This window comes from Colwellia sp. MB3u-41 (assembly GCF_014076845.1).
GTDB lineage: Bacteria > Pseudomonadota > Gammaproteobacteria > Enterobacterales > Alteromonadaceae > Colwellia_A.
On the sequence record NZ_JACGUT010000075.1, the window covers coordinates 95,559 to 118,609 of the forward strand.

Sequence of the window (23,051 nt, forward strand, 5' to 3'; positions counted from 1 at the left end):
ACAAGCCTACTGAGTCTACTGTTTATATAGCGTTGGCGCATGGACAAGAATAGATGACCAACCCAGTGGCCTCTATAAGTCAGGACCGGTGACTAAAAGATTAAAATGCTTGAATATTCTCATACTCGCCATGGCGGCAATAACGACAATATAAATCGCTACCCAGTATCTAAAAAATTTATAAATTATGCGATAACCCTGACTCCCTACTTTGTGAGTAGTGCAGACCATCGAACGAGCTTTATTTGTTGTTTCCCTTTACGTTCGACTAACTCAGTCAACGTTTTGCTGTGAACGATCGCAAAGAGCGCAATGAGCGAAGCAATGTCATTAACTTAAGAAATTAACACATACGTTTATAACTCATAGGAGACTTGTTTGACGTGAACCTGACAACATTATCTTTAAACTGATTTATCACAAAGGTGAAATTTATTTTATATTCATAGACTCTATTATTTTTAGGATCCTTTATTGTTTGCATCATGGATCGCTCAAGCGGCAGATTTTTAGTCAATAGTTTAGCGTGTAAGTCTTGTAAAACACCTTCGACACAAACACTTGAATAATTCTCAATATTGAGACGATTTTACAATACGTTATAATCCTCTTTAACTCCCCAGTGTTGATGATATAAATCAGCCAAAATAGAAGTAGGATAAGCTTTCAAATCTGTTAATGATGCAACTAAAATCTCTGATTCACCAGATGGTAGGTCAACTAGCACTAATCTTAAATGTAGTGTTCCAATCGATATTTTATCTTTTCTCCATCAACGAAGAGACTTCTCAATACATCAAAAATTAACGATATCAGTATATTTCCCACTTTCTAAGAAAGCTTTAACAATGCGCATGCAGAAATCAACATTCTTTAGCCCATGATATTTATAAAACCAAACGGCAGGATTACCTCTGTCATAAACGGCTAAATCGCCTATTTGGGTTTTATTTAAATGCTTTAGCGCCATTTCACGCTCTTTTATTGAATAGCTTTTCACCAGTAAATCTATCGTAAGATTATTTTTAACATCATAAAATTATGAAAAAAAACGGCAGGCATACCAGCATATGAGTGAGCTTCACCAAAATGCTAAGTAATTCGTTAGATATAGGTCATTTGCGTTGTTTACTTAGCCGAGTAAGCGTGGCGTCTATTAATGCGGGGGGTAATAGCTCATTTAGTATTGATGACCGTCGCTACGCGTAGAATATGGTTGATTTATTACCCCCCTTTAAATGACGTAATTGGTCCCTAAATACGTTTGACTTCAACACTGCCTTAATAACCGATTTTGGGGGCTATACGGTTGTAATTCAAATAGCTCGAACGACTGTTTCTCAGCAAAGCGGTAATAGGTATAAAAATCCTGTAACTTAAAAAATTAGCTTTTTGAATGTGCACTTGTCAGACCAAAGTTTATGCTTATTGTCGCTAAACATAAAAGATAAAGTGCTCAGTCTGCTTATTATCCCATAGCAGACTATAAAAAAACTGACACTATCAAATAAGGAGTTCCACTGAGCGCATGCAAAAAACATTACACCGTCATTTCATGATATGTTTCGAATAATGATGAAGGTTCACTTATACCCGTTGAAGTCAGGTTCCAACTTTATTTGAAGTGTTTGGATCCTTTTTTAATAAATAAGACTTACTGCCACATTTATTTCTATTTTTATTCACAAAGGTCCATTTTTTCTCAACGGCATTAAGTAGGCTTGCATAGAATTTTGCTTTGATCTTTATTTTACTTCTACAGCATTTTTGCAGAAGAAAATAGTAAACATTCTCTCCACATAACTACATCTATAAATTGAAAATTTTTATTCTTTTGTCACAAAATAAATAAGCGACCACTCAAAAGCGAAAGTAACTTAACAATGCGTTTACACCTCAAAAAACTGATAACACCATGAAATACATTGATATTTCAGAGTCATAAAATACAATGATATTTATAAGTGTTATCAACAAAAAATACTAAAAAGAACAAGGGAGATAATCTGTCCAATCTTCAAACATCGCGAAACGAAACAATGTCAGCATGGAGATTGAAACATCCCCCAAAGCTCTTTATTAATAGTATTAAAAACCATACTGCCTAATGCAACATAAAGATAATAAATAACAAACATGAGCTACGCAAAAGATCCCATGCGTGTGATAGCGCTTAGGAGAGAGTTAATCAGCAAGCCTAACTCTGTTAACAGAGAAACTAAACGTAAAACCCTACATACTTTTAATAAACGTGCTAATAATACCCCTGAGCTGCGATTAGGTATTAAACTACCAATGACAATTCGAGCATTTTTAGAAAAACTTATCATTACAAATAATTTAACTTCAACATATATCGGGATGATATTGTTGAAAGCAAATTTATTAGGTTATTAGTTGTGCGGTTTACACAGTTTATATTTTCTTAAAAACAATTTTTTAAAAAATCGTTGCTATATGATCTGAACTCGGTAAGCTCTTGTGCAAATAAAAACAATATGCATTCAATAATATATGACACACACTAGAGATTCCTTTCATTCCCGTATCGGTTTTGTATTAGCCGCCGCAGGCTCAGCAATTGGTTTAGGGAATATTTGGGGATTCCCTACACAGGCAGCTAATAATGGGGGCGGTGCATTTTTGTTTGTCTATTTGTTAGTCACCCTACTTCTCGCACTTCCTGCATTGTACGCAGAAATATATATTGGCAACCAAGCACAAAAAAATCCGGTTGCCGCTTTAAAAGACGCTTGCCAAAACAGCCTGCCAAAAGTAGGGAAATACGCAGGGATAATCGGTTTATGCGGCGCGATTATGATGCTCAGCTTTTACACTATCGTTGCGGGATGGATGTTAGCGCATGCACTTTCTGCATTTACAGAACTCTTAGGCTTAAGCAGTATCTCGCAATGGTTAGCGACATCAAGTACCGAGCGTAATTTATTATTCACTCCACTTTTTATTTTACTCGGTGCAGCTATTATTCATCAGGGTGTTAATGCAGGTATCGAAAAGTGGTCAGCACGTTTAATGCCTTTATTATTAGTGATGCTTATTGGCTTAATTATTTATATTTTACGTCAACCTGGGGCTGAGAAAGGTTTAGCGCTATATTTAATTCCTGATTTTTCACAAGTCACCAACCCCAAACTCATTATATCAGCCATGGGACAGGCCTTCTTTTCATTGTCTATTGGCGTAGGCGGCATGATGGTTTATGGCTCGTATATGCAAAAAGGTAAAGATATAGGTAAATTAGCACTGTCAATCACCGCACTAGATACCTTTATCGCTTTTATGGCGGGTCTTTTAATTATTCCTGCGCTTTTTGTTGCTCAAGAAGCAGGTGTTAAAGTTTTTAGTAATAATGAATTAATTGGGGAGGGGCAGTTAATTTTCAAAATTTTGCCTGAATTATTTAATTCTATGGGTGATGTTGGCTTGATTGTTTCAAGTTGTTTTTTCTTATTATTGTCAATTGCCGCATTAACATCAACCATATCCTCAACGGAAGTCCCCGTCTCTTATTTAATGGAAGATAAAAGCTTTACTCGTTCAAAAGCGACTTGGTTAGTCTCATTCGTTGTGCTTTGTGCCAGCATGTTGTTAATTGCTTTTTTCGATGAATTGTTTGGCTTAGTTATTCGGTTATTAACGACTATTTTACAACCATTAAGTTGTTTATTTTACTTTATCGTTGTTGGTTGGTTATGGAATCGTGGTAATAAGCTGCGTGATAAGTCGTTACAAGAAGGAAGGAAGTGGTTGCCAATTTGGGGAAATTACCTCCGTTTTGTTTGCCCTTTGTTACTAACCGTTGTGTTTGTTAATGTGGCAATTTTAAATTAAGACTGTTATTAACATAATACTAATATTGGCTTTGTCATACTACGTTTCTGTGTGTATGACCAAAGCCAATGCACCTCACCTTAATAGCTCACGTTATTCCGACCTTTCTTCTTCGCTTTATATAACGCTTGATCTGAGCATTTTAACGCTTGATCAAAGCTTTGCTTGTTCTCTCTAGCCGCCACACCTATTGATATAGTGACATTCACCGTTTTAAAATCACTCTGCTTGTTGCCTTTTTTTACCTTTCGCGCTTGCTTTGTTTTACGCTGAGGGTGTCGAATAACAATTTTATATTTTTCAATAGCTTCACGGACAGCTTCTAATTCAGGCAATGCTTGGTCAATATTTTTACGGGGGAATACTACCGTAAACTCTTCTCCCCCATAACGAAACGCTTTACCTCCCCCTTTAACACCGCCAATTTTTTTCGCGACTAATTTTAATACTTGGTCGCCTATATCATGGCCATAAGTGTCATTAAATTTCTTAAAGTGATCAATATCTAACATGGCGACAGTATACTTTCGCCCAAGTGACAGCGCTAATTGGTTTAGTGCGCGCCGTGATGGTAGTCCGGTTAAATCATCGCGATAAGCAAGGAAATAAGCATCGATAGTAATCACTAACACATAGTACAAGCTGAGTAATATCAGCATTAACATTATTGGTAGCGGGGTTAATTGGTATTGATTACAAAGCCAAAAAAGCAAGGAAATACAAATAGCTGAGGTCACTAAATCTGCTTTAATCATTGCCCGCAGAACAATCACTACACTGCACACAAGAAGAGGTAATTCTAAACGGATCGTTTTTTTAAGCAGTTCGGTATTAGCAAAGCCTTCAATAAAAGCGATAACTGATCCGCTAATCTCCAGCCAAAACAATGCAACCACGCCTGCTAAAAAAATAGAGAACAAGCGATAAACACCATGAATTGAAATCACACCACGGTCTTTTGTTAATGAAAAGAGCAGTAAAGTAAAACAGCCAAATATTGTTAGCCAATCATTTTGTTTTGCTAACCAATTCGCCCAAGGGGGAGAAAAAGTGATACTGCCATAGTAAAGCAACCACAATAACGATAAATAAGCTAAACGGCTTCGATTAAAATAACTCGCAAAAACAGTAACCACTACCAGTAATACAATCAGCAAGGGGGCGATAATAGCGATTTGCTTTAGCCAAAATACTTGGCTTTGCACCACCAAAAAATAAACGAAAGTAAAAGTGACAACACTAAAAAACAATGTTTTTAGCGTCTTAATTCTTTGATACAACGTTAGCTCCTTAAATTAGATGATATTTGAGCAATTAAATAATTTACGCAACAGGTAATGCTTCATTGTTTTCTTTTTGATTTTCAATTTCACTTGGCACAGCATCGTCTTCTTTTTTCAACTCAACTTGTTCAATTTTGTCAAAGCGTGATGATATTTTATCCGCCGAAGTATGAATTTGTTTAACATCAGTCGCAGCTTGATCAATATGTTTTGCCAAATTCGCAAATCGAGATTTAAAACGGCCAAAGTCTTGAGATAAATGTGACAAATGTGCTTGAATAACATGAACTTGCTTTCGAGTAGCCTCGTCTTTTAGCACAGATCTTGAGGTTGTTAATATCGCCATTAATGTCGTAGGAGACGCCAACCAAACACGTTTTTTATTCGCGTAGTCAACAAGATCACCTTGATGGGCGTGAATTTCAGCAAAGATAGCTTCTGCAGGAATAAACATGATTGCGCCATCAGCCGTTTCTTTTTCAATTAAGTACTTATCACTAATGTCATTAATGTGTTTTTTTATGTCAACTTTAAACTGGCGTTCAGCAGCTTTTCGGTCATGATCGCCCAGTTGGTTATCTAACATTTTTTTATAATTCTCTAACGGGAACTTAGAATCGATGACGACATTACCCGTTGGCTCAGGTAAAAATAAAATACAATCAGCTATTTTTCCGTTTGACAACGTATGCTGTAAGGAAAAATTTTGCTCTGGAATAACATTACGAATGAGACTATTTAGCTGCACTTCACCAAAAGCACCACGCGAACGTTTATCACTTAATACTTCTTGTAAGCTCACTACGTTGGATGAAAGTTCGGTAATTTTCTTTTGCGCGTCGTCAATCAATGCTAAACGCTGTAATATGTCATTAAAGGTTTTTGTTGTTTTATCAAAACCTTCCGCCAATCGTTTTTCAACTTGTCCACTAATTTCTTTCAGACGATTGTCTGTTGATACCGTTAATTCATCAATGCGTTTAGCCATTTGCTCACTCGATGCCTGCAATGACTTCGTTAAGTCTTCTCGGCTTACTTGAGTCACTCTATTTAGATGCTCTACAAGTTGATCAACCGATTTTAGTTGGTTTTGATTAAAAACCACTTGGTGTTCATGTAGCGCTTTATTTAACTTCTCACTACTCGCATGCAAACTCGATGTTTGTTTTTCACCCTGCTCTGCATGCTGGTACAAGAGTTTAATTTTAAAATCAGATATTTGTTGTTCAAAATAAGTTTTTAGCTCGGCTTGCTGATTTGCTAGCTGTTGGTGATTAAAACTTAATTGTTGTTGTTGTTGTTGTTGATAGTTCTTTGAAACTTCACTATCGACCGATAATTTTTCAAATAAGAGTTGGGATTTTTCATTTTGAGCGGTCAGTCGCAATGACATTTTTTTTATTTTAAACAATAAGATCAAACTAATTAAAAAACAAAATACCGATAAAATAACGCTCAAAAAAATAAAAAGCTCAGCAGGAATTATTTCTAAAAAAGCAGGTAGTATCATATAAAACATAAGGAACACATCAGTAACACTGTAAATATTATCAGTATTAAAGCATAGAAATATACTCAGGTTAAGTTTATTCTAGCGTTATCATTAAACAGTGAATATTTAATAATCATTTAATAATCATTTATTAAATGAATACGATCCCCCATTTTATTAAGAATAGTAATTTCGCCATCACAAACAGCAATAATTGATTTTTCCTCCTTAAATTTTTCTGAAATAATCACGCGACCACTGGCATTTTGTGGAAACTGACCAATAAAGTGCATTAATTCAAGTGAGTTATCACAATAATAAATAATAGTAACGGTACGTAGCTTAGTGTTAGTCATAATTAAGGATATTTCAGGCTTTATTTTTCAGTGTTATATCAGTGTAGTTGAAAAAGCGAACATTACTGTAGGTAATAAAAAAGCGCCCTGAGGCGCTTTCTATAAATTGATTACCACAAAATCGCCATCAATTAGCTTTTTGACTGAGCATCTTGTACTTCAATCTTAGCTTTCCAAATAGCCGGTCCAGTAACATGAACAGATTCGCCTTGAGTATCAACAGCAACTGTTACTGGCATATCTTCAACTTCAAATTCATAGATAGCTTCCATACCCATATCTTCAAAAGCAACCACTTTAGCTTTTTTGATGGCCTTTGATACGAGGTATGCTGCGCCGCCTACAGCCATTAAATACACTGACTTATGCTTTTTAATTGTTTCAACCGTAGCCGCACCACGTTCCGCTTTACCAATAGAGCCAAGTAAACCTGTTTCAGCAAGCATCATTTCCATGAATTTATCCATACGTGTTGCTGTTGTTGGTCCGGCGGGGCCAACGGCTTCATCACGTATAGCATCGACTGGGCCTACGTAGTAAATAAACTTATCCGTAAAATCTACAGGTAATTTTTCGCCTTTTGCTAACATCTCTTGAATACGCTTATGAGCAGCATCACGTCCAGTTAATATCGTACCGCTCAGTAAAACGGTTTCACCGGTTTTCCATGAGCTTATATCGGCTTTCTTTAAATCGTCAACGTTAACACGGCGAACGTTTTCACCCACTTCCCAAGTAATTTCTGGCCAGTCTTCTAACTTAGGTGGCGTTAAATTAGCGGGTCCTGAACCATCTAAATGAAAGTGTACGTGACGAGTTGCTGCACAATTAGGGATCATGACCACAGGTTTTGATGCGGCGTGCGTTGGCGCCGACATGATTTTAATATCAACAACCGTTGTTAAACCACCAAGGCCTTGTGCGCCAATGCCGAGTTTATTTACGCGTTCAAAAATTTCTAAACGGAGCTTTTCTTCTGCTGTTTCTGCACCACGGTCAATTAACTCTTGAATATCAACAGGGTCCATCAAACTTTCTTTAGCAAGCACGCCTGCTTTTTCAGCCGTACCACCGATACCTATCCCTAACATGCCCGGTGGACACCAACCTGCGCCCATTGTTGGTAGTGTTTTAACGACCCAGTCAGCAATTGAATCGCTTGGGTTTAACATTACCATTTTAGATTTATTTTCACTGCCTCCTCCCTTTGCAGCAATCATAATATCGACACCACCGCCTGGCACCATATCAATATGCACAACTGATGGTGTATTGTCTTTGGTGTTAATACGTGCACCAGCGGGGTCTTTAACAATAGAGGCGCGTAAAGGGTTGTTTGGATTTAAATAAGCTTGTCGAGTACCTTCATCAACCATTTGCTGGACGGTTAAGTCAGTTTTATCCCATTGAACATCCATTCCGACTTTTACAAAACATGTCACTATGCCCGTATCTTGACAAATTGGGCGCTGCCCGTGAGCTGACATTCTAGAATTAATTAAGATCTGAGCAATAGCGTCTTTCGCTGCTGTGCTTTCTTCTTTATGATAAGCTTTTTCAAGTGCTTGAATGAAGTCTAACGGGTGATAATAAGAAATATATTGTAATGCATCAGCAATACTTTCAATTAAATCTTGTTGTTTAATGATAGTCATGAGGGCCTCTTTTATGCAGATCTACATATGTAGTCCAACCGCATTTTCCTACGTCCCTGAAATTACAGATAATATCGGGTCGTTAAAAAGGGTTGAAAGTTATGAATTTGCAGATATCATACCCTTCTTGTTAACGAGCTACCACAATATTATCGAGTATAACCTGTCATGTTCACTATTTCTGCCCAGCACTTTACTGTAGACAAATCGATTGATGTAGCCGCACTATTCTCAGTTTTTAGTCAACAGCCTTGGGCGATGTGGCTTGATTCCTGTGGGAATAAAAAGGCGCCTTCTCACGTTGATAGTAATTTTGACATTATGGTTTGGCAACCAGAAGTCACACTAACCACACACGGTGAACAAACTGAAATACATTGGCTAAAAGATAACAAGAAAGAAATTAGTGATGAAAACCCCTTAACACTTATTAAAAATATTCAGCAACAGTGTTTTAGTGATATTAACGTTACTCGTAGCCATCTGCCTTTTAATGGTGGCAGTCTTGGGTATTTCTCTTATGACTTAGGTCGACGCTTTGAAGCACTACCTAATCTAACCACCCATGATATTGATTTAGCTGAAATGTCAGTTGGCATCTATTTACACGCTTTAATTTTTGATCACAAACAGCAGCAGTTCTGGCTTGTTTGTCCACAATCACTTCGCAAAAGCTTAACCGTTACTATAAATGAGCAACTCGCTTTAGCCGCTCAATGCCAACAAGCAACTGAAAAGTTTTCATTAACGTCAACGTGGCAATCGAATATGAGTAAAGCCAGTTATGATGAAAAATTTCAACAAGTACAAAACTATTTATTGTCCGGTGATTGTTATCAAATTAATTTAGCTCAGCGTTTTAAAGCGACTTATCAAGGTAATGAATTTGACGCTTATTGTGCACTTCGTGAGAAAAACAAAGCACCATTTTCTGCTTTTTTACGGTTTGATAATGCAAGTATTTTAAGTATTTCTCCTGAACGATTCTTACAAAAAATAGCGAATAAAGTACAAAGTAAGCCCATTAAAGGCACCAAACCACGTAGCGATGATGCGACCATTGACCTGCAAAATTCGATTGATTTACAGCATTCAGAGAAAGATCGCGCCGAAAACTTAATGATTGTAGATTTACTCAGAAATGACATCAGTAAAGTTTGTATGCCCGGTTCAGTCAAAGTTCCTAAGTTGTTTAACATTGAAAGCTTTCCTGCGGTTCATCATTTAGTGAGTACTGTTGAAGGTGAATTAGCACCGCAGTATCAGGCGACAGACTTATTAGCTGCATCATTTCCTGGTGGCTCAATTACCGGCGCCCCAAAAATAAGAGCCATGGAAATTATTGACGAATTAGAACCCCATCAACGCAGTATTTATTGTGGCTCTGTTGGCTATATCTCGGCTTGTGGAAACATGGACACGAGTATTACCATTCGTACTTTATTATGTGAAAGAAACATCGTAACAAAAGAAAACGCCCTCTATTGCTGGGCTGGAGGTGGTGTGGTTGCAGATTCAAAGGTAGACTGTGAATATCAAGAAACCTTTGATAAAGTAAATAAAATATTACCTGTGTTATCAGCACTTTAATTTTTCGCTCCTTTTGCTGTTTTAGCTTTACTCGCAATGGATGGATTTATAATGACAAAGCATGATTTTCTGCAAAAATTTCAGTTATCAATACTCAACGATTCACTTCATCAATATCAGCACCATGCGACGCTTAAACCTGCAGCCGTTCTTATTGCCTTAATTGAAGAAAATAAACAGTTATCTGTTGTGCTTACCAAACGCGCCAGCCATTTAAAGCATCATCCAGGACAAATTAGTTTTCCAGGCGGTAAAATGGAAGATTTTGATGCAGGTTTCGTTAGCGCGGCAATTAGAGAAGCTGAAGAAGAAATAGGCCTAAATAGTGACAACATAAATATTGTCGGTCAATTGCTCCCTTATGAAACAATCAGCGGCTATGTGGTTACCCCCATTATCGCTTTTATTGACAAGAAACAACATTATGTAATGGATGAAAATGAAGTTGCTGAAATTTTTCACGTACCCTTACAGCACTTTCTCAACATTAGTAATCATTATACCGTTACCATAGAGCGCCATCGAAAACCATTTTCAATTCACTTTACGCCCTTTGAGCACCATAACATATGGGGCGCAACCGCCGTCATGCTTAAAGATTTAGCCATTCAATTATCATAACGTTTAAATGTATGCCTAATATCACCTATAATTAAGCTATTATTGTTTTTCATGGTGATAGCTTTCAGTTACAATTACCGAAGATAATTCCAACTTTTGTTAATTTTAACAAAATAAATGCAGGTTTTAAGTATGATTAGTGTATTTGATATGTTTTCCATTGGCATTGGCCCTTCAAGCTCCCACACCGTAGGTCCAATGAAAGCTGCGAAGTTATTTGTTGAACAGCTCAAAAATGAGAATAAATTAACCCAAACAACGCGCGTAAAATGCGAGCTTTTTGGCTCATTAGGGCAAACAGGTATTGGCCATGGTACCGGTAAAGCTGTTATTTTAGGCTTGTCTGGTGAAAACCCTGACACGATTGCCGTAGAAGATATTGATTCAATTCTTGAAGCTGTGGTTAGTAGCCAACACATATCACTTAATGGCGAACACGTTGTTTCATTTCCTAAAAATGACGCTATTATTTATCATCGTCGTAAAACGTTGCCGGCTCACTCTAATGCGATGACTATATTCGCTTATGCAGAAATTGCAGGGAAAGAAAGTACTTTATTACTCGAACAAACATACTATTCAATTGGTGGCGGTTTTATTGTTAACGCACGCGACTTTGAAAAAGAAAAAGACAAAGCACTATCTCTTCATAATAATATAAAACGCCCACATTATTTTTCATCAGCAACCGAGTTGATTAACGAAGCGAATGAAAAAAACCTCAGGATCAGTACTATCATGATGAACAATGAAAAGTGCTTAGCTGATGAAGCGACAGTTAGAGCTAAGTTAGTTGATATTTGGCAAGCAATGAAAGATTGTGTTGACCGTGGTATTAAAACAGAAGGCATTTTACCTGGTGGTTTAAAAGTTGCGCGCAGGGCCCCGGCCCTATTTAAAGCATTGTCAGTTGAGAATAATAATGATCCACTTATTGCTATGGATTGGGTGAACTTATTTGCATTAGCGGTTAACGAGGAAAATGCCGCCGGTAGCCGTGTAGTTACTGCCCCAACTAATGGCGCCGCTGGTATTATTCCTGCTGTGCTGTGTTATTACGATAAATTTGTTAAACCCGTTGATGAAGACACTTGTGTTCGCTACTTGCTAACTGCAGCAGCCATTGGCATTTTGTACAAAACAAATGCATCAATTTCTGGTGCAGAAGTGGGTTGTCAGGGCGAAGTGGGTGTTGCTTGCTCTATGGCTGCAGGTGCATTAACTGAAATTATGGGAGGCACGCCAAGTAAAGTAGAAAACGCAGCAGAAATAGGTATGGAGCATAATTTAGGATTAACCTGTGATCCTGTTGGTGGTTTAGTACAAGTTCCTTGTATTGAACGTAATGCAATGGGCTCGGTTAAAGCGATTAACGCCTCTCGCTTAGCATTACGCGGAACGGGGAATCAAAAGGTACCACTGGATAAAGTGATTAAAACCATGTGGGAAACAGGCAACGATATGAAAACTAAATATAAAGAAACTTCACGTGGCGGCTTAGCGGTGAACATTACTGAATGTTAAGACATTTTTAATCGCAAAGCGTCAACAGACAAAGGGTTGATGGCAGAGCATTTTCGTTCCTTACTATCGATGGCACCACGGCATACCGTTCATCCTGAACATTCGTCGTTCCTTGCCATCCATGGCACCACGGCATACCGTTCATCCTGAACATAAAAAAGCGACTAATACCAGTCGCTTTTTTATTGGGGGTTTTTGAGCTTAAATCACGCGTTTATTAACGAATAGGTAATTTAATATCAACAAACATTTCATCTATTTCATTATTGTTTTTCAATAAGACAGCTTTAGTTACTAAATCACGATTTAAGTGAGGAGCAAACCGCTCGATAAAATCAAACATATATCCCCGTAAAAAAGTACCGCGTCTAAAACCTATTTTGGTCGTACTTGAATTAAATAGATGACTTGCATCGATAGCCACTAAATCACTATCAATTCGAGAGTCTATTGCCATTGTTGCAATGACACCGACACCAACACCTAAACGAACATACGTTTTAATCACATCAGCATCAGTTGCTGTAAACGCTATTTTAGGCTCCATACCCACACTATTAAAGGCGGTATCGAGTTCTGAACGGCCAGTAAAACCAAAAACATAAGTCACTAAAGAATACTTTGCTAAGTCTTCAATGGTGATGCCTTGTTTCTTCGCTAAAGGGTGATCAGGTCGCACAATAATACTGCGGTTCCAGTGATAGCAAGGTAACATGACTAAATCGTTATATAAGTGCAATGATTCTGTCGCTATCGCAAAGTCCGCATCGCCTTTTCCAGCAGCATCACTTATTTGTGAGGGAGTACCTTGTGACATTTGCAAAGAAACTTTTGAGTACTTTTTCATGAAACCTTTGATGACTTCAGGTAAGGCGTAACGCGCTTGGGTATGCGTTGTTGCTATACGTAATTTTCCTTCATCTGGCTGAGTATGCTCACGGGCAACCGCTTTTATGGCTTCAACTTTAGAGAGGATTTCTGTAGCTATGTTAATCACTTCGTTACCTGGCGCGGTAACATGAGTTAAATGTTTACCACTACGTCCAAATATTTGAATACCGAGTTCATCTTCTAGCATACGAACTTGCTTGCTTATGCCCGGTTGAGAGGTAAATAAGCTTTCGGCTGTTGCAGACACATTTAAATTATTGTTGAGTACTTCAACAATGTAGCGCAGTTGTTGCAGTTTCATAATTATACTTCAAAATTTTTATACTGATTGCTTATGCAAAAAATATATACTTAAATGAAAACTTATTCCATATTAATTTTAATTAATATGCTAATTTTTGTGATTAACTTTAAAAATGTAGGATTATTACAACAATAATACCAAAAAGTCACATGAAGCCGCGGTGATATTTTCAAATGACATTTTTAATTAAAAATAAAAACATATCAACTGTCTTAAACACTCCTTACTGATAAAAGGTTCATATAAGGCTATGCTAATGTGTACATTTTTTGTAGACTGCGTTAAAGACATTTTCATTTTCATAGACGAGTAGTTAATATTATGGGCATTATCATTGCTTTAATTATTGCATTAATCATTATTGTTGTAGCTGTTAGTGCATTTCAGCAACACAAAGAAAAACAAGATAAAGAAAAACGAACAAAAGCAGCTAAGCAAAAAGCAATTATAGATGAAAGTGAAGATCTTATTATTAAACTTGCTAATTTGCCAAGCAACCCTAATATTGTCAATATTCTTAATCGTCGCAGCCTAACCGCTGCAAAAATGATGAGGTCTATTTTACCTGAATCAAAGCAAATAAAAAATAAGGTAAATGAAATAGAATCAAGGTTAAAAGCCTCTGAAGAACTTTCAGCTTCGCAACCAGAACAAGAAGAACAATTCATTCTTCCTGATAATGAACAACAACTTGTTGCTATTTTACAGTCTATTAAAAAATTACGACTTACCTTAAAATCAGAGCAAGCCAAAGGTGCATTAGACGCACAAACATTCACTCATGAAGATAAAAAACTCGACACTATGCAACTTCAAATTGGTGTGGAAAGTTTGTTAAAGCGTGGTAATATCGCTCATGAAAAAGAGATGTTAGGTTCAGCCCGCCAATATTATGAAAAAACACTACAAACATTGTCATCGCACCCTTTGCAGTCGGAATATACAACGAATAAAAAAGCTGAAGTTGAGATTAAACTCGAAGAAATAACCAATGCACTTAAAACCACAAACGCTAAAGATGCTGCCAAGAAAGCTAAAGATCAAGAAGACGATATAGATATGTTATTTCAACCAAAGAAAAAATGGTAACAATCTACCCTTAGTAAAGATTCAAACCAGCATTTTGCTGGTTTTTTATTCTCTTTTAACAGCCGATTTAACTCATGAAAACATCGCCCAGTCATATACCTGTCATTAACCTCCCCTCATTGCTGAGAAAAATTATAAAAGCTTATGCCCTTAAAGCCGGTATAAGAGCATGTGGCTGTGAACTTTATAGGATTGGTCGTTCTCGTAATTGGCAGCTAAAAGCGAGCTTTGAGCAATTAGAAGCGGTTGTCGCATTTATACAAGGTTCAGAAGAACCCAGCTGGCAGTGGCTAGTCAGTTATTTAATGAGCCAACGACAAGCCCTCAGTCATGATGAACTTATGCGAATAGCCCAATTAAAGTCTCCTCTTACTGTTAACCAGTTAATGGCTCGCACTGACTGTACGATTATTGAAGCAAGAAAAGTGATAGATGAATTAGAATGGCAGTAGAATAAAAGACTTACAAGCTGTATTCCCTCTATTAGAACGAGTACTATAGCTAGATTAGCATTACTTACTTTATGGAAAATCATGGCACTAAAAGCAACAATCAATAAAGCCAGTATACAGCTGTCTGATATGGACAGAAATTACTACGACACCCTCAATTTAACCATCGCCCAGCACCCTTCGGAAACAGATATCCGCATGATGGTTCGTCTGTTAGCCTTCATTTTAAACGCAAGTGAAAATTTGCAGTTTGGTAAAGGCGTTAGTGACGAAGAGGAAGCCGCTATCTGGCAAATTAACTACTCAGAAGTCATTGAATTATGGATAGAGCTTGGCCAGCTTGATGAAAAACGTCTTAAAAAAGCATGTAATCGTGCCCAAAAAGTTATTCTTTACACCTATGGTAGTAGTGCGGAAACATGGTGGAAACAATCACAAAATAAATTGCGCTTACTGAATAAACTTTCCGTCGAGATGGTTAGTCAAGAAACCTGTGAGGCATTAGCAAAACTCGCTGGACGCTCAATGGACTTTCAATGCAGTATTCAAGATGGCCAGTTATGGCTAACCGCAGGCGATGAAACCCTTTTAATTGAAACGACAACATTACAATAATAACTAAGGACAAATAATGATAATAAAAAACAACCTTAAAAAAAACTGTTTATCCTTAGCGCTGCTCGCTGGAATAACCTTGCTTTCAGCCTGTGGTGAACAACCAACACCTGCGGTGAAAATTGCTAAAATGACCTCAATACAAGTTGTGAAAGATATCACTTACCTAGCGAGCGATAATCTAAAAGGGCGAGCAAGCTTTTCACCAGGAATTGATCAAGCCGCTGATTATATTAGCCAACGTTTTACAGAAATAGGGTTAACTCCACTTGATACGAATAAAGACTTCAAGCAAACCTTTAAAGTCACCAGCATTATGCCCAGCAGTTTAACGGTAACATTAAACGGTAATGCCATTGAGGTCGCCCAATTAGGTATGGCAAGCACCATCGCGACGCTTGCATGGAACAGTGCAGAAGATGTTAATACCCATATTATTGGCGAAACTGACAATATGCGTGCGGCTTTAGGTAAAATCAATAATGAGGGCGGCGAACACTTTGTTATTATTCATTCAGCTCACGCGAAAACGTTTGCCGGTTATCAAGGTTACTTTAAACGAGGCTTAACTAAGCTTAGTCTTAAGCACCAAGGTGCTATTGTTATGGTGTTAGCTGATGACAGTGAAATAACCTCTCTAGTGGTTAATGCGGCCACGAGCATTACTGAGAAAACGTTAACCAATATTGTTGCGATACTCCCAGGCAAAGATAAAAATCTAGACAAGGCAAAAGAAGTCGTTTTATATTCATCTCACTACGACCACTTAGGGTTAAGCGCAGATGGTAAAGAGGTTTTTAATGGTGCTGATGATGATGCATCAGGTACTTCAGCTGTTATTAACCTTGCACAGCATTACGCGAGCCAAGGTACTAATAAAAGAACATTGATGTTCAGCGCTTTTACTGCTGAGGAAATTGGTGGCTTTGGCTCGAAATATTTTTCACAACAATTGAACCCTGATGATGTCGTGGCAATGATCAACATTGAAATGATCGGTAAACCTTCAAAATTTGGTGCGGGTACAATGTGGATGACAGGAATGGAACGTTCAAACTTAGGCGAATTACTTAACGCCAGCTTGCAGGAAAAAAACACGAAAGTCTACAAAGACCCATACCCTGAGCAAGGTTTATTTTATCGTTCAGACAATGCGACACTCGCCAGACTAGGTGTTCCAGCCCATAGTTTTAGTAGCACACAACTTGATAAAGATCAGCATTATCATCAAATATCTGATGATATCAATAGCCTAGACTTAGATTCGATGTACGAGGTTATAGAGTCGTTATCCGTAGCGACTCAAGGGTTAGTCGATGGCAGTATTACGCCAACACGTATCGATGTAAGTACCGTTCGAGCAAGTGGAAAAATTTACTAAGTATTGCCATTCATTCTAAACATTGTCACTGTTTGTCATCGACGTACGAGGATGTAATACTGTCGTAAAGAAATGGATGCCTACAAGGATGTAGGTATTTATGATTTTATGATTTTATGATTTTATGATTTTATAGAACATAAATAATGACCGTTCATCGTGAACATAAAAAGCTGGCTAGATCTTATCAATCACAACGCATTTGGTACTCTAATTCACTCTGCCCAGTAACAATAAAACCATGGCGTAAATATAAAGAGATCACCGGATTTGCCAACAAAACGTTTAAAGTTAATGGCAACTTAAGTTCCTTCGCTTTTTTTTTGACTAACACTAAAACTCTACTGCCCACTCCTTTTCCTTGATATTGTGGAGATATTTGCAACTGTCTGATATGTAATTTATCAGCTAAAACACCCAATTTTATCAATCCTATGGGCTGTTTATTTATCAAAATAATAGATGAATCAGCAAAGAACTCATTGATCCGTTCGAGGTGCTGTTGATCAGATAAATTTAGTCCCGCGCTTACAAGATGATCTCCCATTGAGGCTTTTCTTAATTGCAGTAAATAGGGAATATCACTTCGCTGTGCTTGTCGAAATCCTATTGTTACTTTTCCATCATTTTGCATATTTTTACGTTTTTTTAATCACGAATTACCCACGACTCAATACAATACATAAAAACCACTAATCGTGTCTACTAAAGAACCTATAACGGCTAATGATAAATTTATCGATGAATGATGATTAACAAGCAACGCAGTCTGCTAACATAACGTTTAATAAAATATTTTCACAGTAAGGAAAATCATGGAGTTGAAGATAATACCTGTTGTACAAGTACTATTCGCTGTTATCTTGATGATAACCTTCAGTAAATTGTGGCCTATGTTTTCATTCAATTGGCCAGCGTACCTGATAGTTGCTCTATTGTTATTAGTACTTTCGGTGGGTGTGGGTATTTCAGCCATAGTCAGTTTTAAAAAACATAAAACAACGGTTAACCCAACAAAGCCAGAAACAAGTTCAACAGTCGTCAGTTCAGGCATTTATGCTATTTCTCGTAACCCTATGTATTTAGCCATGCTTATAGCTCTCGTATCTCTCACTTATTACTTACAGCATTTGATGTGCTTACCCGTGATACTCATTTTTATAAGTTACATGACGCGTTATCAAATTATTCCAGAAGAACAGATGTTAATGAAGATATTTGGTCAGCAGTATAAAGATTACCAGACAAAAGTTAGGCGGTGGTTATAACCCATTCCTTAAAAATAAATTTATCTACGTTTTCGATGCACTAATGCACCGGAAGACAGAGTGTATGAGAAAGAGTTGAACATAAAAAATCCCTCCATTTGAAGGGATTTTTTATAGCATGAGAATGTTTAAGCTTTTTTCAAATACGCTGAAACTAAAACAATACGCGTACCATTTACTTTACCTTCTATGTGCTCAGGGTTATCTGTTAGTGTGATGCCACGCACCATAGTGCCCTGCTTAGCCGTAAAATTAGCGCCTTTTACTTTTAAATCTTTAATGAGGGTAACATCGTCACCATCTTGTAATTCAGTGCCGTTACTGTCTCGTGTTGGTCCTTCGCGCTCAGCGGCTGCGATACCTTGCTCTGCCCAGGTTTTTACATCATCTTCCATGTAAATCATTTCAAGTGCATCTTGTGCCCAGCTTTCTGCAGAAAGCTTATGAAGCAGTCGATACGACATTACTTGCACGGCAGGTTCTTGGTTCCACATACTGTCATTTAGACAACGCCAGTGACTAACATCTATTTCTGCTTCACCATTAATTTGTGCCATACAAGTAGCACAGAGATATATACACTGCTGAGCACTTAAATCACTGGTTGGGGGGACTGGAAATACCGCTAGTTTGTCGATTGAGGTACACAATTCACAGCGAGTGTTACTGCGTGCTTTTAATGCATTTTCGGTAGGCATAATATTAATTCACTAATTTTTGGGAAGATAATTTTTCGCCATTATGCTCCTAATGAAGTGATTTAAAAAGTGCTGATTAATCACTGAAGGTAAATGGCGCTCCCCTTTCATTTAAAGACAGTACGTTAGGCATTACAATACCGTCTTTAAATTAAGGGTAAAAGCTATTGATCTAAGTTTTTAGTGATATGGTGTGAGGCTGCTGCGGTAAAAATAACATCTGTAGAGCTATTCAACGCCGTCTCAGCAGAATCTTGAATAACACCAATAATAAAACCTATTGCGACAACTTGCATCGCAATGTCACTATCGATACCAAACAAACCACAAGCCAATGGAATAAGTAATAACGACCCACCTGCCACACCAGAAGCACCACAAGCTGATATCGAAGCAACAACACTCAATAAAATAGCCGTCGCAAAATCAACTTCAATATTTAAAGTATTCGCCGCGGCAAGTGTTAAAACGGTAATAGTAATCGCGGCTCCCGCCATATTAATAGTTGCCCCTAAAGGGATTGAAACGGAGTAAGTGTCTTCATGTAGGTTAAGCTTTTCACATAATTCCATATTCACAGGAATATTTGCCGCCGAACTACGCGTAAAGAACGCAGTAATGCCTGATTCTTTTAAACACGTGAGTACTAACGGATAAGGATTTTTACGCATAATAAAATAAACAATAATAGGATTAACCACCAACGCAATAATAAGCATTGAACCTAAAAGCACCAGTACTAAATGACTAAATTCACCCAAGGTATTAAAACCTGTTGTTGCTATCGTATTAGCAACTAAGCCCATAATACCTAAAGGTGCGAAACGAATAACCAATTTGACAACACTTGAAATAGCTTCAGCAAAATCATGCACCATCACTTTTGTTGATTCACTGCCTTTTTTTAAGGCGAAACCTAAGCCTAACCCCCAAGCTAAAATTCCAATAAAATTCCCTGTAACAACAGCATTGAAAGGGTTGTCAACAATTTTAAATGCTAACGTTGATAATATTTCACCTAAACCTTGTGGTGGATTAGCATTTGCGCCAACTATATCTAACGTTAATTGCACAGGAAAAGCAAAACTTAATGCGACAGCGACTAAGGCAGCACTGATTGTTCCAAGTAAGTAAAGACCAACTATAGGTTTTAAGTTAGCGTCACTATTGGGTTTTTGATTTGCAATTGATGAGGCGACTAAAGCGAGCACCAAAATAGGAGCAACCGCTTTTAATGCACTAACAAATAAACTCCCTAGTATAGAAAATGACTGAGCTATTTCAGGTGAAACAAGGGCAATAAGAACCCCAAAAATAATTGCAATAATGATTTGGTTTACGATGTTCATAGATTTTAGCTTGCCAAATAGCGACTGGTTTTCTAAAGAAGTATTATCTGTTGTCATAGTTTTTCTTATATTAGTTATTGTTCTTATTATTAAGATAAGGTGTTGATGAAAGATTTTTACCACTTATGTACCAACACTGTCTAGTTTATTCGTTACACGGTCACTTTATAAAGACAGTTCACCCTCCCATGAAAGCGAAAAAGCTGAACTTTCGTTATCTGCTGAATAAGCCTTACAGACAAACTGCCCTATTACAGCAACTAATTCATTGTCATAAAATAGAAAAGGCAATCTTTTTCTCTGCCAAGGTGGAATAACAAGCTCTTGTAAGACCTTTTTTACAGGCCGTGAATGCTGCCGGTATTGCGGCAAACATTTTGGGTTTTCATGAGAAAATCGAATGGTGACTATTTCGTTATTTATTGGCTTTTTAATAAACGCTTGCCAATGTTTAGTTAAGGGCTTTTCACGAGTGGGCATAAAAAAGCTCAATAAACCGAGTTTATCTGGAAGCACGATATTGACGAGTTTTTTATCTGCTAAAGCCGCTAAATTGACATCATGCTGCCATAAAGAAAGGTCTTGGAAAATAGGTGTTAAATACAGTTCGCCTTTAAATCGCCTTATGCAACACTCAGCTAATTGAACAATCGGCGACTTATCAACGTCTGCATTTAACTGCTGACATATTTGCTTTAGTTGCTGACGACTTGGCATTAAAAAATCACCAAGTGATAGAAAATAGCGTAACAGATTCTTAAGCCGCGGTTCACTCAAGCTATTCAAATAAAGCACAGAAAGCCTATTCGCTGAGTGCTGGCAATTAGTTAAGTCTTGCTCCGCTAATTCATCAAGTAACTGCTGCGCTTCAAGACAATGCTCGGCACTTCGTGCAATGGTTTTGTTGATACTTGGCCAGCGCTCAGTTAATTTAGGTAAGATTTGGTGGCGAAGAAAATTTCGATCAAAGCGCTCATCAATATTAGATTCATCTTCTATCCAGTCTAACGCATGCTCTTTTGCATAAGCTTCAATCTGTGTTCGAGAAATCGTTAATAAGGGTCTAACAAGTAACTGAGCTGCGAACGTTATTTCACTTTGCATCGCTGACAAACCTTTTAAACCCGAGCCTCTTTTTAGCGCGAGTAGGAAGGTTTCCGCTTGGTCGTCACTATGATGACCCGTAACAATTAAGTCATTTGATGTCGCAACTGACTTGAGTGCTTTATAACGTGCATCACGCGCTTGTGCTTCTAAACTCTGTTGTGCAGTGGCTTGCACATTTACAGGAATAATTTCTAACGGAAGATCAAATTCTTGGCATTGTTCTTTAGCAAATGCTTGCCATTTAAAAGCATTAGGACTTAAGCCATGATCAACATGACAGACACGAATATTGCTATTAATTGCATTTTGTTTTTTTAAAGAAGCAAGATTGTGTAAAAGAACTTGTGAGTCAATACCGCCACTGTAGGCAATAAGGAGTGATGATGTAGGATGTTGAGAAAAAAAATCTCTTAACGTATTTTCAATCATAATTTACTTTGTAAATTGACACTGGCATGAACAAAGCTGCAGCTTTAACTTACATATAAAGATACATAAGATAAAGCGGCAACTTTATCAGTAAAATGTTAAATAACACTTTACCGATGTCGGCTTAAAACGACTTAACAGTAACCGAAAGACATTAATCTGTCATAACGCTTTTCTATTAATTCATCTTTTGATAACCCTTCTAACTCAGCAAGATTTGATTTTAATTCTTGCTTTAAGTTAGCGGCCATAATATCCATATCACGATGCGCGCCACCTAATGGCTCTTCAACAATATTATCAATAAGCTCTAACTCTTTAATACGTGTAGCCGTAATACCCATTGCGGCAGCAGCAGTCGGTGCTTTTTCTGCCGTTTTCCACAAAATTGAAGCACAACCTTCAGGAGAAATTACTGAATACGTAGAGTATTTGAGCATATTAACGCGGTCACCCACGCCAATCGCTAATGCCCCACCAGAACCACCTTCACCAATAACCGTACAAACAATGGGTACCGTTAATCGTGACATCACTTTTAAGTTCATCGCTATCGCTTCACTTTGACCACGTTCTTCTGCACCAATACCTGGGTATGCGCCTGGGGTGTCAATAAAGGTGATGATTGGCATATTGAAACGTTCAGCCATTTGCATTAAGCGTAAAGCCTTGCGGTAACCTTCAGGGCGAGGCATACCGAAGTTGCGTTTAACTTTTTCTGCAGTTGAACGGCCTTTTTGATGACCAATAATCATGACGGGCTTTCCGTCTAAGCGTGCAGTACCGCCAACAATAGCGCGATCGTCTGCGTAATGTCTGTCACCTGCGAGCTCGTCGAATTCAGTAAAGATGCGCGGAATATAATCAAGCGTATATGGACGCTGTGGATGACGTGCAACGCGAGCTGTTTGCCAAGGGTCAAGATTAGCGAAAATCTTTTTGGTTAACTCTGCATTTTTACCACGTAATTGGGTAATTTGCTCTTCGAGATCAAGATCTAATTCTTGACCATTATTCACTAATTCTAATTCTTCAATTTTTGCATCAAGCTCTGCAATAGGTTGCTCGAAATCTAAAAAATTTAATGACATATGA

At 37.7% G+C, this 23,051-nt stretch carries 20 protein-coding genes and 1 pseudogene; 9 read left to right on the forward strand and 12 right to left on the reverse strand.

The genetic code is table 11. The annotated features are described in order from the left end of the window. Nucleotides 1-796: 796 nt before the first annotated feature. Nucleotides 797-1,000: a hypothetical protein gene (locus tag H4J73_RS20450; protein WP_259366722.1), complete on the reverse strand. Its 204-nt coding sequence runs from the start codon at nt 998-1,000 to the stop codon at nt 797-799. A 998-nt stretch (nt 1,001-1,998) separates the two neighbouring features. Next, a pseudogene (locus tag H4J73_RS20455) lies at nt 1,999-2,303 on the reverse strand (ion transporter); the annotation flags it as partial. A 211-nt stretch (nt 2,304-2,514) separates the two neighbouring features. Between H4J73_RS20455 and H4J73_RS08565 the strand changes: the two are divergent. Then, a complete protein-coding gene (locus H4J73_RS08565) occupies nt 2,515-3,852 on the forward strand; it encodes a sodium-dependent transporter (RefSeq protein WP_182181519.1) in 1,338 nt (445 codons plus the stop codon). 80 nt (nt 3,853-3,932) lie between these two features. Here H4J73_RS08565 and H4J73_RS08570 read toward each other — a convergent pair whose 3' ends face one another. From H4J73_RS08570 to H4J73_RS08585, 4 genes are all read right to left on the reverse strand, one after another. After that, nucleotides 3,933-5,132 carry a GGDEF domain-containing protein gene (locus H4J73_RS08570; RefSeq protein WP_259366723.1) on the reverse strand — a complete coding sequence of 400 codons (1,200 nt, stop codon included), beginning with the start codon at nt 5,130-5,132 and terminating at the stop codon, nt 3,933-3,935. A 43-nt stretch (nt 5,133-5,175) separates the two neighbouring features. Next, complete coding sequence (locus H4J73_RS08575; RefSeq protein WP_259367932.1) at nt 5,176-6,654, reverse strand: DNA recombination protein RmuC; 1,479 nt, start codon at nt 6,652-6,654, stop codon at nt 5,176-5,178. Nucleotides 6,655-6,764: 110 nt separating this feature from the next. Then, nucleotides 6,765-6,983, reverse strand: a complete 219-nt coding sequence (locus tag H4J73_RS08580; protein ID WP_182180278.1) for a TIGR02922 family protein — start codon at nt 6,981-6,983, stop codon at nt 6,765-6,767. A 131-nt stretch (nt 6,984-7,114) separates the two neighbouring features. Beyond that, nucleotides 7,115-8,638 (reverse strand): fumarate hydratase, encoded by a 1,524-nt coding sequence (locus H4J73_RS08585; protein ID WP_182180276.1) that lies wholly within the window; start codon nt 8,636-8,638, stop codon nt 7,115-7,117. A gap of 168 nt (nt 8,639-8,806) precedes the next feature. Between H4J73_RS08585 and pabB the strand changes: the two genes are divergently transcribed. From pabB to H4J73_RS08600, 3 genes are all read left to right on the forward strand, one after another. Further along, the gene (pabB, locus tag H4J73_RS08590; protein WP_182180274.1) at nt 8,807-10,228 is read left to right on the forward strand and encodes an aminodeoxychorismate synthase component I; all 1,422 of its coding nucleotides are present in this window, start codon (nt 8,807-8,809) and stop codon (nt 10,226-10,228) included. Between the two features lie 51 nt (nt 10,229-10,279). Further along, nucleotides 10,280-10,849: a CoA pyrophosphatase gene (locus H4J73_RS08595; RefSeq protein WP_182180272.1), complete on the forward strand. Its 570-nt coding sequence runs from the start codon at nt 10,280-10,282 to the stop codon at nt 10,847-10,849. A 132-nt stretch (nt 10,850-10,981) separates the two neighbouring features. Continuing rightward, the gene (locus H4J73_RS08600) at nt 10,982-12,373 is read left to right on the forward strand and encodes an L-serine ammonia-lyase (RefSeq protein ID WP_182180270.1); all 1,392 of its coding nucleotides are present in this window, start codon (nt 10,982-10,984) and stop codon (nt 12,371-12,373) included. A 217-nt stretch (nt 12,374-12,590) separates the two neighbouring features. On the opposite strand, the gene cysB is transcribed toward H4J73_RS08600, so the two are convergent. Beyond that, nucleotides 12,591-13,565 (reverse strand): HTH-type transcriptional regulator CysB, encoded by a 975-nt coding sequence (cysB, locus tag H4J73_RS08605; protein ID WP_182180269.1) that lies wholly within the window; start codon nt 13,563-13,565, stop codon nt 12,591-12,593. Between the two features lie 324 nt (nt 13,566-13,889). On the opposite strand from cysB, the gene H4J73_RS08610 reads away from it, so the two are divergent. The 4 genes from H4J73_RS08610 (at nt 13,890) to H4J73_RS08625 (ending at nt 17,105) form a co-directional block, all read left to right on the forward strand. Beyond that, nucleotides 13,890-14,657, forward strand: coding sequence for a hypothetical protein (locus H4J73_RS08610; RefSeq protein ID WP_220460054.1), 768 nt, complete (start codon nt 13,890-13,892; stop codon nt 14,655-14,657). 74 nt (nt 14,658-14,731) lie between these two features. Beyond that, complete coding sequence (locus H4J73_RS08615) at nt 14,732-15,109, forward strand: ribosome recycling factor family protein (protein WP_182180268.1); 378 nt, start codon at nt 14,732-14,734, stop codon at nt 15,107-15,109. Nucleotides 15,110-15,190: 81 nt separating this feature from the next. Next, nucleotides 15,191-15,724, forward strand: coding sequence for a YaeQ family protein (locus H4J73_RS08620; RefSeq protein WP_182180267.1), 534 nt, complete (start codon nt 15,191-15,193; stop codon nt 15,722-15,724). 16 nt (nt 15,725-15,740) lie between these two features. After that, nucleotides 15,741-17,105 carry a M20/M25/M40 family metallo-hydrolase gene (locus tag H4J73_RS08625; RefSeq protein ID WP_182180266.1) on the forward strand — a complete coding sequence of 455 codons (1,365 nt, stop codon included), beginning with the start codon at nt 15,741-15,743 and terminating at the stop codon, nt 17,103-17,105. A 187-nt stretch (nt 17,106-17,292) separates the two neighbouring features. On the opposite strand, the gene H4J73_RS08630 is transcribed toward H4J73_RS08625, so the two are convergent. After that, nucleotides 17,293-17,739 carry a GNAT family N-acetyltransferase gene (locus H4J73_RS08630; protein WP_259367893.1) on the reverse strand — a complete coding sequence of 149 codons (447 nt, stop codon included), beginning with the start codon at nt 17,737-17,739 and terminating at the stop codon, nt 17,293-17,295. Nucleotides 17,740-17,920: 181 nt separating this feature from the next. On the opposite strand from H4J73_RS08630, the gene H4J73_RS08635 reads away from it, so the two are divergent. Next, nucleotides 17,921-18,373, forward strand: coding sequence for an isoprenylcysteine carboxylmethyltransferase family protein (locus tag H4J73_RS08635; protein WP_182223158.1), 453 nt, complete (start codon nt 17,921-17,923; stop codon nt 18,371-18,373). Between the two features lie 128 nt (nt 18,374-18,501). Here H4J73_RS08635 and H4J73_RS08640 read toward each other — a convergent pair whose 3' ends face one another. The 4 genes from H4J73_RS08640 to accA all read right to left on the reverse strand — a co-directional run bounded on the left by H4J73_RS08640 (nt 18,502) and on the right by accA (nt 23,047). Beyond that, complete coding sequence (locus tag H4J73_RS08640; RefSeq protein WP_182180264.1) at nt 18,502-19,071, reverse strand: alkylphosphonate utilization protein; 570 nt, start codon at nt 19,069-19,071, stop codon at nt 18,502-18,504. A gap of 164 nt (nt 19,072-19,235) precedes the next feature. Continuing rightward, nucleotides 19,236-20,477: a serine/threonine transporter SstT gene (gene sstT / locus H4J73_RS08645; protein WP_182180262.1), complete on the reverse strand. Its 1,242-nt coding sequence runs from the start codon at nt 20,475-20,477 to the stop codon at nt 19,236-19,238. Between the two features lie 108 nt (nt 20,478-20,585). After that, nucleotides 20,586-21,956 (reverse strand): tRNA lysidine(34) synthetase TilS, encoded by a 1,371-nt coding sequence (tilS, locus tag H4J73_RS08650; RefSeq protein ID WP_182180260.1) that lies wholly within the window; start codon nt 21,954-21,956, stop codon nt 20,586-20,588. A 134-nt stretch (nt 21,957-22,090) separates the two neighbouring features. Then, nucleotides 22,091-23,047 carry an acetyl-CoA carboxylase carboxyl transferase subunit alpha gene (accA, locus tag H4J73_RS08655; protein WP_182180258.1) on the reverse strand — a complete coding sequence of 319 codons (957 nt, stop codon included), beginning with the start codon at nt 23,045-23,047 and terminating at the stop codon, nt 22,091-22,093. Nucleotides 23,048-23,051 lie beyond the last annotated feature (4 nt).

Excerpts from the sequence above, each read along its gene's own strand:
- H4J73_RS08565 (WP_182181519.1), top strand. The coding sequence starts at position 2,515 with ATGACACACACTAGAGATTCCTTTCATTCCCGTATCGGTTTTGTATTA.
- H4J73_RS08575 (WP_259367932.1), bottom strand. The coding sequence starts at position 6,654 with ATGTTTTATATGATACTACCTGCTTTTTTAGAAATAATTCCTGCTGAG.
- H4J73_RS08580 (WP_182180278.1), bottom strand. The coding sequence starts at position 6,983 with ATGACTAACACTAAGCTACGTACCGTTACTATTATTTATTATTGTGAT.
- H4J73_RS08585 (WP_182180276.1), bottom strand. The coding sequence starts at position 8,638 with ATGACTATCATTAAACAACAAGATTTAATTGAAAGTATTGCTGATGCA.
- pabB (WP_182180274.1), top strand. The coding sequence starts at position 8,807 with ATGTTCACTATTTCTGCCCAGCACTTTACTGTAGACAAATCGATTGAT.
- H4J73_RS08595 (WP_182180272.1), top strand. The coding sequence starts at position 10,280 with ATGACAAAGCATGATTTTCTGCAAAAATTTCAGTTATCAATACTCAAC.
- H4J73_RS08600 (WP_182180270.1), top strand. The coding sequence starts at position 10,982 with ATGATTAGTGTATTTGATATGTTTTCCATTGGCATTGGCCCTTCAAGC.
- cysB (WP_182180269.1), bottom strand. The coding sequence starts at position 13,565 with ATGAAACTGCAACAACTGCGCTACATTGTTGAAGTACTCAACAATAAT.
- H4J73_RS08610 (WP_220460054.1), top strand. The coding sequence starts at position 13,890 with ATGGGCATTATCATTGCTTTAATTATTGCATTAATCATTATTGTTGTA.
- H4J73_RS08615 (WP_182180268.1), top strand. The coding sequence starts at position 14,732 with ATGAAAACATCGCCCAGTCATATACCTGTCATTAACCTCCCCTCATTG.
- H4J73_RS08620 (WP_182180267.1), top strand. The coding sequence starts at position 15,191 with ATGGCACTAAAAGCAACAATCAATAAAGCCAGTATACAGCTGTCTGAT.
- H4J73_RS08625 (WP_182180266.1), top strand. The coding sequence starts at position 15,741 with ATGATAATAAAAAACAACCTTAAAAAAAACTGTTTATCCTTAGCGCTG.
- H4J73_RS08630 (WP_259367893.1), bottom strand. The coding sequence starts at position 17,739 with ATGCAAAATGATGGAAAAGTAACAATAGGATTTCGACAAGCACAGCGA.
- H4J73_RS08635 (WP_182223158.1), top strand. The coding sequence starts at position 17,921 with ATGGAGTTGAAGATAATACCTGTTGTACAAGTACTATTCGCTGTTATC.
- H4J73_RS08640 (WP_182180264.1), bottom strand. The coding sequence starts at position 19,071 with ATGCCTACCGAAAATGCATTAAAAGCACGCAGTAACACTCGCTGTGAA.
- sstT (WP_182180262.1), bottom strand. The coding sequence starts at position 20,477 with ATGACAACAGATAATACTTCTTTAGAAAACCAGTCGCTATTTGGCAAG.
- tilS (WP_182180260.1), bottom strand. The coding sequence starts at position 21,956 with ATGATTGAAAATACGTTAAGAGATTTTTTTTCTCAACATCCTACATCA.
- accA (WP_182180258.1), bottom strand. The coding sequence starts at position 23,047 with ATGTCATTAAATTTTTTAGATTTCGAGCAACCTATTGCAGAGCTTGAT.